We start from the raw sequence: 12,331 nt of genomic DNA on the forward strand, positions 1-12,331 counted from the left end.
CCTCTCATTTACTTTTTCCCTCATTTTCGTCATAATTAGATATGATTGCAAATGGAGGTGCATTATGAGTAAAAATGATTATCGAAAAAAGATTGAAGAACACCGCCAATCGATTGAGATAAAAGATTCAAAAACGAGACTAAGTCGTTCAGAACGTCGTCGTAAAAAGAAAAAAACAAAAGAAACTCCATTACTCACCACTTTAACCGTTATTCTGATCGGTATTCCATTAGCGATTTTAATATATGTTTGGGGCTTTTGGAATCCAGGAGATAATGAAGAAGTTGCTGTTGATAAAGATGAAAATCTGATTGAAGTCCAAAGAAATAATGCGGTAGCAGCTAGCAATAAAGACGAAAAAGACAAAGCGGATGTAAACAAAGGAAAAGAATCTTCATCTGAAACATCGGAAAAAGAGGGAAAAAAGGATTCGGAAGCTAAACAAATATCAAAAACCGATTCTTCACATAAACAAACAGAAAAGGACGATTCTTCAATGAAAAAAGAAAATAGTCCACCTCAACATCATGAGAAGCAAAAAGAAAGTGTAAAAGTACATACTGTTAGTGCAAATGAAAATTTATTCCGTATTGCAAAACAATACTATAGTGATCCTATGAGTGGTGTTGAAAAAATTAAAGCGGCAAATAATTTATCATCCGATATCATTAGTCCAGGACAGTCGCTCATAATTCCGGAATAAAAGAAAATATTTTATCAGTTGAATAAAATCCAGTAAAATATTATACATTACTGTAGGCTAGTGGATTGAAAAGACGATGGTATATTCACCACGTCTTTTTGTTTTATCAGGAGGGGTACAACTTACATGATTGTTTTCGCAACGGTCCTCATCTTCGGTTCAATTCTTTCCTTTATGGTAAAGGAAGCTTTTGAAAATAACGTCATTCATCATGAAATATCATTAAAAGGTAAAAAGGAAAAATACACGATATTTTTCATTTCTGATATTCATACCCGATTAATTAGCGACAAATTGATTCAAGACATAAACGCTCCAATCAATGCTGTTATTATTGGAGGAGATTTAGCAGATAGGAGAACAAAAATATCGACCATTTACCGCAATCTTCATCTTCTAAAAACATTAGGTCCTGTTTATTTCGTTTGGGGAAATAATGATCGGGAAGTGGGAGAGGAGCGATTAAGAGAAATCTTTCAAGAAACGGGTGTACAAATCGTAGAAAACGATGCAGTGTTACTCCCGAATACGATAAATCGATGTTGGTTGAGTGCGGTCGATGATCTATCATCACGCAAAGCTCAACCTGAAAAAGCATTTAGTAAATGTCATCCTGAGGATATCGTTATTTTCGTTTCTCATAATCCAAATCTATTTTCAAAATTAAAAGATTATCATGCTGATCTATGGTTGGGCGGACATTTCCACGGAGGCCAAATTCGATTAGGGCCTTTTGGTATTTATCCTGTTGGCTCGTTTAGCGCTAAAGATGGCAAGTACACACTCATTAGTAATGGTTATGGAACATCGATGGTACCCTTACGTTTTGGTGCCAAACCGGAATGCCACATTATTGATATAAACTTCCATAGTGAACTTTAAACAAAGGATTGACAATTCGCGTTATAATAAGAAGTAGTTTGTCGAATTAAGGAGATGTATTTCAATGCAAAAAGTAGATGCAATTATAGTTGGAGGAGGCCCTTGTGGTTTATCGGCAGCAATTGAACTACAAAATATTGGGCTTAAACCCATCGTGATTGAGAAGGGGAACATCGTAAATGCGCTTTATCATTACCCAACCCATCAAACATTCTTTTCAACAAGTGAGAAATTAGCCATTGGCGATGTTCCGTTTATTGTTGAACAACGAAAACCAAGCAGAAATCAAGCTCTTGTCTATTATCGTGAAGTCGTGAAATTAAAAAATATTCATGTGAACCGATTTGAGAAAGTACTTTCTGTGGAAAAAAGACAAGATGGATTATTTACTGTAACATCAGATAAAGCACAATATGAAACACCTTACGTTATTTTGGCGACAGGTTATTACGATCATCCAAATTATATGAATGTCCCTGGAGAAGACTTACCAAAAGTATTCCACTATTTTAAAGAAGCCCATCCATTCTTTGATACAGATGTGTTAGTTGTTGGTGGGAAAAACTCTGCGGTTGATGCAACTTTAGAATTGCATAAGGCAGGAGCACGTGTTACGGTTGCTTACCGAGGCAGCGACTTCTCTCCTAGCATTAAACCTTGGATATTACCAGAATTTCAATCGCTTATCCGAAATGGTGAAGTGGTCATGCACTTTAAAACGACCGTTAAAGAAATTCGTGAACATGAAGTTGTTTTAAATATTCATGGGAAAGAAGAAGTAATTAAAAACGATTTTGTTTTTGCAATGACTGGATATCATCCAGATCACTCTTTTATTCGAAAAATGGGTGTAACGATTGATGAGGAAACAGGTCGACCTACATATCATCCTGAAACGATGGAATCAAATATTGAAAACTTGTTCATAGCTGGAGTTCTCGCTGCCGGCAACAATGCCAATGAAATTTTCATCGAAAACGGTAAATTCCATGGAGCCTTTATTGCAAAAGCAATTCAAGAAAAAAATGCGAAAAAGTAAGGGGTTAATCAACTATCGCCTTCAAATTGTTTTATCGATTTTCGTTTCTGCGGGCTTTCTGCGGGGGGATTCTTAGCCTCGCAGGAGCTCGTTCTTCACTTCTGTGGGTTGTTACGCTTTTCCTATAGAAAGTCTTGCTTTGCTACGGAAGAGGAATGACGGGACAAGCCGCCTTCACTTAAATGGACATTTCAAAAAACATTTCTAAAGTAAACGAGTCTTTACGCACAAGCTTTACATTTTCATAAAACAGATTTTATATTAATAGCATGAAATCAAGTAATGTTTTTTCATAAACGGTTTTTTGGATAGAGGAGGAATTGGTTTGAGAATTTTAGTTGTAGGAGCTACTGGTACAATTGGAAAAGCAGTAGTTGAAGAAATGAAAGATAGAGCAGAAATTATATGTGCAAGTCGCAGTAAAGCTGACATAAAAGTCGATATTACATCAGTTGAAAGTATAAAACAGATGTTTAAAGAAGTAGGAGAAATCGATGCTTTAGTGAGTGCAGCGGGAGGAGTCCACTATACGTCACTTGAAACATTGACGCCTGAACTAAATCAAATTGCAGTACAAAGTAAACTTTTAGGACAAATCAATTTAGTATTACTAGGTTTACCTTATATTAAGGACAATGGTTCAATTACTTTAATAACTGGAGTTCTAATGGATGATCCGATCAAAACTGGAGCTTCTGCAGCCATGGCAAATGGTGGCGTACATGCATTTGTCAAAGCCGCAGCTATTGATATGCCAAGAGGAATTCGAATTAATAGCGTTAGCCCAACAATTCTTGAAGAATCATTTGAAGATTACGGGTCTATGTTTGAAGGATTTGAGCCAGTTCCCGTAAAAAGAGTTGCTCTTGCCTATAAAAAGAGTATTCTAGGTGCTCATACGGGCAAGACATTCTATGTTTATTAAAAAGTGTCATTTTAAGCATTACCCCCGCATTAAATGAATGGGTAGTGCTTTTTTATGAAAAATGGATTGAATACTTTTATATGCAATAATTACAATGCATATTTCGATAAGTCGCACTTTATCAAGTTTACTTCGATATGGATTTAACAAATTTTACATTATAGAAAAATTTCTGATATGAGGTAATATATAGGATATGATGATGTGCACTTTGAAAAAGAAAGAGATTCGTATTGGGAATGCAACGATCTACAGTACAATTTAGTGTTGCAGCATAATAAAGGGGTTTTAGAAAAAATTTTTAATTTCGTGAGGTTTTCGCGACGGATAATCGTCGCTTTATTTATTGTTAGAAATTTTATGGTCCTAAACTTTAAAAAAGGTAGGTAATACTATAAAATATTATGTATAAGGAAGGGAGCGTCGATATTGTTTATTTTACTCTCTGCAGCGATTGCTCCAGGATTAGCATTATTTAGCTACTTTTATTTGCGAAATCAAATGGCGACTGAACCTCGAAAAACACTTTTTCGAACATTTATTTTTGGACTATTAATTACTTTCCCTATTATGTTCATTCAATATGTCTTGCAGGAAGAAGAATTAATTACAAATCCATTTCTCCTCAATGTTGTTTTCTCAAGTACTATGGAAGAATTTTTTAAATGGTTCATTATTTTTGCATTTATTTATCGCCATGTTGAATTTGACGATCCATATGATGGAATTTTGTATGGAGCAGCTGCTTCGCTTGGGTTTGCCACAATGGAAAATCTCCTTTATTTGTTGACATTTGGAATAGATACGGCATTTATGCGTGCGTTACTACCTGTATCAAGTCACGCATTATTTGGTGTGGTGATGGGCTATTATTTTGGGAAAAGTAAATTCACAAAGAATAATCGTTCAATGGAATACTTAGTTCTTTCTATTGGAGCGCCGCTTCTATTGCATTTTGCCTATAACTCTATTTTGATGTTTGAAGATTATTGGGTTTATTTAATCGCACCATTTATGTTATTTTTATGGTGGTTTGCGTTAAGGAAAGTGAAGTTAGCTCACGAGCATTTAATTAAGCATTTAATAGAACAAAATAAAATTTAGCATGACCTAAAAGGAATGAGATTGCTTTTTAGGTCATTTTTTATTTTATTTGAAAATAACAATAAAATTTCATTCACTGTACATAATAACTCCTGAATGGTCGTTTCGATTGTTGATTCGACCATTTTTTCATTCGAATGTGCATAAATGATGCTAAATTTAACATGCTATGAAAAAGGAGTGAAATATATGGTAAGAAAACTTCTGATCTCAATGCTCATATTAATGACCACAATCGGTACATTTACTGTCATGAAGCCTGAAGAATCATTCGCTTTTTCTAACCAAGTTTTAGAACGGGGAGCCTTCGGTGATGATGTGATTGAGTTACAAGCAAGATTGCAATACTTAGGATTCTATCATGGAAAAATTGATGGGAAATTTGGCTATGGTACTTATTGGGCTTTACGAAACTTCCAAGAAAGTTATGGCTTGAAAGTGGACGGCATTGCAGGAGCACAAACAAAAAGAGTACTTGTTAACAACAGTGATTTTGATCGTGAATGGGTTCATGCTCAAATCAATGCAGGTAGAGATTTTACTTATTATGGTGGAATTCCTCTGAACCAACAAGTAAAAGGCAACAAAGGATCATCAGGAAGTACAAGTTATCAACTACCTCCGAAATTTACAGAACAAGATTTACAACTAATGGCGAATGCAGTTTATGGTGAGGCAAGAGGAGAACCGTACGAAGGGCAAGTTGCAGTGGCAGCAGTAATTCTAAATCGACTTGAATCTCCAGATTTCCCGAATACCATCTCAGAGATCATTTTCCAACCAGGTGCATTTACAGCAGTAGCTGACGGACAAATTTGGTTAACGCCAAATGAAAGAGCAAAACAGGCAGTACTTGATGCAATGAGCGGATGGGATCCATCTGAAAATGCTCTTTATTATTTCAATCCTAATACAGCTACAAGCAAATGGATTTGGTCAAGACCTCAAATTAAACAAATTGGTCAACATATCTTTTGCTATTAAAGGAGCGACATTATGAAAAGTGCGGTATACTTACTTTCCATTGCTGTTATTGCATTAGGACTATATGCTTTTGATGTTAGAGCCGACAATAAACAGTTGCAACAAGCCATGCATGCCCAATATACAAACTCATTATCCAATGCCAGTGAAAAATTGACCTACTTGCAGCGGTCTGTAGCACAATCCTTATTGTTCCAGGATGAGAAGGCGCTGCAAAATGAACTTGATAACATTTGGCGAACAAGCAATGAATTGCGTTCATCTATCAGTAACTTACCATTGAATCCTGATGTAGCGAATCAATGGCTGCGATATATTGGGAAGATAGGAGATGAAGCGAAAAGAGCTTCGACAGAAGGGGATTATGAAACTTGGCAATCCAAAATGAAAGTTGTAAACAAAAATTTAGAGCAACTAACAGATGAATGGGCTGTTGCAACGGCTCAATTTTATGAGAATGATGGGAACTTTGATAAATGGCAACAAGTTGCAAAAAAAGAGCTTGAAGAATCACCATTTAAAAACCTCTCATCAAACTTAAAAACTTACACGGAGAAGGATTTCCCATTAACAACGAGTGAATCTGATTGGCTAAAGAAAAGAGACTTAAAACATATAAGAGATCGTGAAATTACGAAGGACGAAGCAATTCAAGTATTAGAAAAATTAGTACCTGGAATTAAAGACGCTACGTATACTGTATCGAAAAGTAAAGATGATGCACCTTATCCGTTTTATCACATTCAATTTGTTAAAGGCAGTCGGGTCGGATATGCGGACATTACTGTAAAAGGTGGACATTTAATTTCCTTCTTATCTGAACGTCCGGTACAGCCAGACAAAAATATTACACAAGAAAAAGTGAAGGAGTTAGTACAACAATTTATAGACCGAGCTGGATATGATGATTTAGCGTTAGTTGAAATGCGAGAAAACCATGAAGCTTGGCATATTCATCTTGCTCGAGTGGCTGGCAAACATAATGCGTTTGTGTATCCTGATGGAGTACAAATGAAAGTTTCTAAAGATAGCGGTGAGTTATTAGGGCTAAATGCAATGGAATATGTACAAAGAGAAAACATTAATGAAAACCAGCCAGTGGTGCCAATCGATTGGAAACAATTCTTCCGACCAAATACAGTAGTGGAAGAAGAGCGCTTTATCTACACAGAAAATGAAGCATATGAACTAAGATTATGTTATGAAGTAATTGCTCGTTTTTCAGACAATATCAATCAAACATATCGAGTTGTTGTGGATACGGAAAATCATGATGTCATAAAAGTGGAACAATTACCATAATTATCAAAATGCTCTAGAAATTCGCCTTAATTCGTGCAATAATAAAATTACAATTATTGTGCGAGGCGAATAAGTATGGATATTAAGATTGGGACAGTTCTCACATTGGAACCAACGACATCGGAAAAAGTTGAAAGATTTAAATGTAAAGTAGTGGAAAAGAAAGACAATATCATTTTTATTACTTATCCCGTAGATACGAAAACGGATAGGACAGTTTATCTAGTTGACGGTTCCCAGTTTCGTGCAATTTTTCGAAATGATGACGATATCAACTATGCATTTCAAACGGAAGTTGTCGGTCGTAAAATGGATCGAATTCCTATGATAATGCTTTCTTGTCCTCCAGATGATGAATTCATCAAAATCCAAAGGCGGGAATTTGTTCGAGTAAAAACACCTGTAGATGTTGCAGTGGAGCATTTAAATCAATTTTATCAATTCGTAACGGAAGATATTAGCGCTGGCGGAGCCGCTATCAAGTTGCCTATATCCCCACCATTTTCAGTGGGAGATAAGGTCAAACTAACGATTGTATTGCCTTATAAATCTGGAGAAATTCAATACATTCAAACGGATGCAGAAGTGATTCGAATATTTGAAAAGAATGGCCAAATGCTTGCATCTCTTCGATTTATCGATACGGACGAACTAGATAAACAATTCATCCTTCGATTCTGTTTTGAACGCCAAGTGATGCTGCGTAAGGAGACAAAGGACCTCCAATAAACGATTATTGGAGGCTTTTTTATGGATAAAAAATAAGGATTCGACAACAATATGTAATACAAACTAGTTGTTTTTATTTACATAAACTATGAAAATAGTAAAAGTAAAAAACTTTGTTTATGTTACAATGTTGAAGGAAAGTAGGGATTGTCATGGGAAAAAACATACAAATAGCCATCGATGGGCCTGCTGGTGCAGGAAAAAGTACAATTGCAAAAATCGTGGCAGAACAATTAGGATTCACTTACATTGATACTGGAGCGATGTATCGAGCTGTTACGTATAAAGCGTTAAAAGAAAACATACAATTAAATGATGAAAAAAAACTAGAAGAAATGCTGCTAAAGACAAATATCGACTTAAAGCCATCTCCAAATGGACAACTTGTTTTCGTAGATGGAGAGGATGTGACAAAAAAAATTCGTTCCAATGAAGTAACAGCGAACGTTTCGCGAGTTGCATCTCTTGCAAAGGTTCGTGAAATCCTCGTTGCTAAACAAAAACAGTTGGCAAAAGACGGCGCAGTTGTCATGGATGGACGAGATATAGGAACTCATGTATTAAAAGAAGCAGAATTAAAAATTTTTATGTCTGCCTCCGTTGAAGAACGAGCAAAACGAAGATTGCTTGATAATAAAAAACGAGGCATTCCTTCTGACTATGAACAGCTAAAAGAGGAAATAGCGCTTCGCGATCAGCAAGATATGGAACGTAAAATATCGCCATTAGTTCAAGCAGAAGATGCCATTTATTTAGACACTACTCACTTATCGATTGAAGAAGTTGCAGAAAAAATTTTACATTTAGCGAAAGAAAAGATGGAATAATAATCGTTTCTTTTCGCGTATTTTATTCATAATAAAGGAAATATTTAAACTATAAGGAAAAAATTTTGTGTTTAAATGCAATTTCTAATAAAATAGATATTGTAAGATGCGAAGGAGGGTTACATATGTCCGAGGAAATGAACTTAGGAGTTGGCCAAGAATTTCGTGAAGGAGACATTGTAAAAGGGACTGCTGCAAAAGTTGAAGACAAAGCAGTAACCGTTACAATAGAAGGTGCACCATTTGATGGGATTGTACCAATTAGTGAACTTTCTAGCTTGCACATTGAAAAAGCATCCGATGTGGTGTCTGTTGGCGATGAGCTAGAATTAATGATCACGAAAGTAGAAGAAGAAAACCTTGTATTATCGAAACGTAAAGTAGATGCTTTAAAAGCTTGGGATAAATTAGAAGAGCTATACAAAAAGGGAGAAGTTTTTGAAGCAGAAGTAAAAGATGTTGTAAAAGGCGGTTTAGTAGTTGATTTAGGAGTACGAGGATTTGTACCAGCATCTTTAGTAGAAGATTATTTCGTGGAAGACTTTGAAGATTACAAAGGTAAAACACTAACATTTAAAATTACAGAGTTAGATAAAGAAAAAGGAAGATTAATTTTATCTCACCGTGCAGTTGTAGAAGAAGAAAAAGCAAATAAAAAGAAAGAATTGCTAGAGAACCTAAAGCCAGGAGACGTATTAAATGGCAAAGTTCAACGATTAGCTCCATTTGGTGCCTTCGTTGATATAGGTGGCGTTGACGGGCTTGTGCACATTTCACAAGTAGCCCACGAACATGTAGATGATATTAACACAGTTCTTCAAGAAGGGCAAGAAGTGAAAGTAAAAGTTTTATCAGTTGATCCAGGAAATGAAAGAATTTCCTTATCTATAAAAGAGACATTACCTGGTCCATGGGCAAACATTGCAGAACGTGTTTCAAAAGGTCAAGTATTGACTGGTACGGTGAAGCGTTTAGTGTCCTTCGGTGCCTTTGTTGAAGTGTTCCCAGGTGTTGAAGGGTTAGTTCATATTTCACAAATTTCTCATAAACATATCAATACCCCTCACGAAGTGTTGAAAGAAGGTCAAGAGGTTCAAGTGAAAGTGCTTGATGTTAATGAGCAAGAAAAGCGCTTATCACTAAGCATGAAAGAACTTGAAGAAAACCCAAAGCATCAAGAAGAATTTGATTATCAATTACCAGAAGAGACAACAGGATTCTCCATTAGTGATGTAATAGGGGAACAATTGAAAAAATTTACAGATCAATAAATTTTATTTTGAATAAAAATTGCGTGCTTTAAGGAGTACGCTTTTTTTATGTCCATTTATGTCAAAAAATGATATATAATTGGATATCGTGTATAATACAAAGGATAAGAATTTGGAAGGATGAAGGACAGATGACAAAACCAGTAATCGCCATCGTAGGTCGTCCGAATGTAGGAAAATCAACAATTTTCAACCGAATTGTTGGTGAACGCATTTCCATTGTGGAAGATATACCTGGGGTGACCCGAGATCGCATCTACAGTTCGGCAGATTGGTTAAACCATGAATTTAATATTATTGATACCGGTGGAATTGATCTTGGAGATGAACCATTTTTAGAACAAATTCGTGCCCAAGCACAAATTGCCATGGAAGAGGCCGATGTGATTATTTTTATGACGAACGGTCGAGAAGGAGTAACTCTTCAAGATGAGCAAATCGCAAAAATGCTTTATAAAACAAAAAAACCAGTTGTACTGGCAGTCAATAAAATTGATAACCCAGACATGCGTGAATTAATATATGATTTTTATTCTTTAGGCTTTGGGGAGCCGATTCCAATTTCCGGTTCGCATGGATTAGGGATTGGGGATTTATTGGATGAATGTGCAAAATATTTCCCTAAAGAATATGAAGATGAATATTCAGACGATGTCATTAAGTTTTCATTAATTGGTAGACCAAATGTAGGAAAATCTTCATTAGTAAATGCAATTCTCGGAGAAGAGCGGGTAATCGTTAGTGATATCGCTGGAACTACTCGAGATGCAATCGACTCTCCTTATACGTATGACGGACAAGATTATGTCATTATCGATACAGCTGGAATGCGGAAAAAAGGAAAAATATATGAAAGCACAGAAAAATATTCCGTATTAAGAGCATTAAGAGCGATTGAACGTTCAGATGTGGTGCTTGTCGTATTAAATGCAGAAGAGGGAATACAAGAGCAGGATAAAAAAATTGCAGGGTATGCTCATGAAGCGGGTAAAGGTATCATCATTGTCGTGAACAAATGGGATGCCATTGAAAAAAATGAACGAACAATGAATGAATTTACCCAAACGATTCGCAATCAATTTTTATTTTTGGATTATGCTCCGATTGTGTTTGTTTCTGCTAAAACGAAACAAAGGTTGAGTCAAATTTTACCATTAGTAAAGCGGGTAAGTGAGAACCATGCAATGCGCATTCAATCTTCTTTATTAAATGATGTAATTGAAGATGCGATTGCAAGAAACCCAGCCCCTACAGATAAAGGAAAACGTTTACGCATTTATTACACGACACAAGTATCGGTTAAGCCACCTACATTTATCACTTTCGTAAACGATCCAGAACTCATGCATTTCTCTTATCTTCGATTTTTGGAAAACCGCATTCGTGAAACCTTTGATTTTGAGGGAACGCCGATACGTATCATACCACGGGCACGTGAGTAAAAGAGTGAGGGATAAATAAAAATGAAAAAGGTAACAGTGTTAGGAGCAGGTTCATGGGGAACTGCCTTAGCAATGGTGTTGGCTGAAAATGGACACGATACATTAATTTGGAGCCACCGACATGAGCAAGCGAAAGAAATAAATGAACAACATACGAATGAAAAATATGTTCCGAATATACAACTACCTGAAAATTTAAGGGCAACAAGTGATTTGAAAGAAGCGGCAGAACATGGAGATATCATCATTTTTGCGGTTCCGACAAAAGCGATTCGTGAAGTAGCAGAAAACATTATGAATTATTTAAATAGAAAAGTATTAATTGTGCACGTATCAAAAGGGATAGAACCAGATTCTTTAAAACGCATCTCAGAAATTTTAGAGGAGTCTCTATCCCCGCATGTGATTGAAGATATCGTCGTATTATCAGGTCCTAGCCATGCGGAGGAAGTGGTGTTGCATCATCCAACAACGATTACTGCTGCTTGTACAAATCTCCGTTCCGCTGAAAAAATACAAGATTTATTTATGAACCAGTATTTCCGTGTCTATACAAATACCGATGTAATCGGCGTTGAACTAGGCGGTGCATTGAAAAATGTAATTGCCTTAGCAGCAGGGATTTCCGATGGCCTAAACTATGGGGACAATGCAAAGGCAGCATTAATTACCCGAGGACTTGCGGAAATTGCTCGTTTAGGTGTGCGAATGGGAGGCAATCCCTTCACCTTTGCAGGATTAACTGGTATGGGCGATTTGATCGTTACTTGTACGAGCGTTCATTCGCGTAACTGGAAAGCGGGGAACATGCTTGGAAAGGGCATGAAGCTGGCTGAAGTATTAGAGAGCATGGGTATGGTCGTTGAAGGAGTTCGCACGACAAAAGCTGCTTACCAGCTTGCCAAAAAATACGATGTTCCGATGCCAATTACAACTGCATTGTTTGAAGTATTATTTAATGAAAAAGAACCGAAAGATGCTGTTGATGAGTTAATGAATCGCTTAAAGAAAAGAGAAATCGATTATTTACAATAAAAGGACAAGCATTTTCGTTGCATCAATGAGCGGGTATGAAAAAATTCAAAGTCGAGTTGAGTATCGGGAACTACAAATAATACCCGTT

At 36.2% G+C, this 12,331-nt stretch carries 12 protein-coding genes; all 12 read left to right on the forward strand.

Going from position 1 to position 12,331, the window contains the following annotated elements:
- Positions 1-64: 64 nt before the first annotated feature.
- The 12 genes from NST98_RS01675 to NST98_RS01730 all read left to right on the forward strand — a co-directional run bounded on the left by NST98_RS01675 (position 65) and on the right by NST98_RS01730 (position 12,243).
- A complete protein-coding gene (locus NST98_RS01675) occupies positions 65-703 on the forward strand; it encodes a LysM peptidoglycan-binding domain-containing protein (protein ID WP_340435931.1) in 639 nt (212 codons plus the stop codon).
- Positions 704-829: 126 nt separating this feature from the next.
- A complete protein-coding gene (locus tag NST98_RS01680; protein ID WP_340714239.1) occupies positions 830-1,585 on the forward strand; it encodes a metallophosphoesterase in 756 nt (251 codons plus the stop codon).
- A gap of 64 nt (positions 1,586-1,649) precedes the next feature.
- Entirely contained in the window at positions 1,650-2,624 is a 975-nt protein-coding gene (locus tag NST98_RS01685) for a YpdA family putative bacillithiol disulfide reductase (protein WP_340714240.1), read from the forward strand.
- 325 nt (positions 2,625-2,949) lie between these two features.
- Positions 2,950-3,549, forward strand: coding sequence for a short chain dehydrogenase (locus NST98_RS01690; RefSeq protein WP_016836940.1), 600 nt, complete (start codon positions 2,950-2,952; stop codon positions 3,547-3,549).
- Between the two features lie 429 nt (positions 3,550-3,978).
- On the forward strand, positions 3,979-4,653 hold the full coding sequence (gene prsW, locus NST98_RS01695) for a glutamic-type intramembrane protease PrsW (protein WP_340714241.1): 675 nt from the start codon (positions 3,979-3,981) through the stop codon (positions 4,651-4,653).
- A gap of 213 nt (positions 4,654-4,866) precedes the next feature.
- Complete coding sequence (sleB, locus tag NST98_RS01700; protein WP_050988823.1) at positions 4,867-5,637, forward strand: spore cortex-lytic enzyme; 771 nt, start codon at positions 4,867-4,869, stop codon at positions 5,635-5,637.
- A gap of 12 nt (positions 5,638-5,649) precedes the next feature.
- Positions 5,650-6,939, forward strand: coding sequence for a PepSY1/2 domain-containing protein (locus tag NST98_RS01705; protein ID WP_340714242.1), 1,290 nt, complete (start codon positions 5,650-5,652; stop codon positions 6,937-6,939).
- Between the two features lie 75 nt (positions 6,940-7,014).
- Positions 7,015-7,668, forward strand: a complete 654-nt coding sequence (locus tag NST98_RS01710) for a flagellar brake protein (RefSeq protein ID WP_340714243.1) — start codon at positions 7,015-7,017, stop codon at positions 7,666-7,668.
- 152 nt (positions 7,669-7,820) lie between these two features.
- Positions 7,821-8,495, forward strand: a complete 675-nt coding sequence (gene cmk, locus NST98_RS01715) for a (d)CMP kinase (RefSeq protein WP_340714244.1) — start codon at positions 7,821-7,823, stop codon at positions 8,493-8,495.
- Between the two features lie 125 nt (positions 8,496-8,620).
- Positions 8,621-9,766 (forward strand): 30S ribosomal protein S1, encoded by a 1,146-nt coding sequence (gene rpsA / locus NST98_RS01720; RefSeq protein WP_340714245.1) that lies wholly within the window; start codon positions 8,621-8,623, stop codon positions 9,764-9,766.
- 131 nt (positions 9,767-9,897) lie between these two features.
- Complete coding sequence (der, locus tag NST98_RS01725) at positions 9,898-11,208, forward strand: ribosome biogenesis GTPase Der (protein ID WP_340714246.1); 1,311 nt, start codon at positions 9,898-9,900, stop codon at positions 11,206-11,208.
- A gap of 21 nt (positions 11,209-11,229) precedes the next feature.
- Entirely contained in the window at positions 11,230-12,243 is a 1,014-nt protein-coding gene (locus NST98_RS01730; protein WP_016836948.1) for an NAD(P)H-dependent glycerol-3-phosphate dehydrogenase, read from the forward strand.
- Positions 12,244-12,331: the final 88 nt, after the last annotated feature.

The sequence above is a fragment of the Ureibacillus sp. FSL W8-0352 genome, from assembly GCF_038004345.1.
Lineage (GTDB): Bacteria > Bacillota > Bacilli > Bacillales_A > Planococcaceae > Ureibacillus > Ureibacillus thermosphaericus.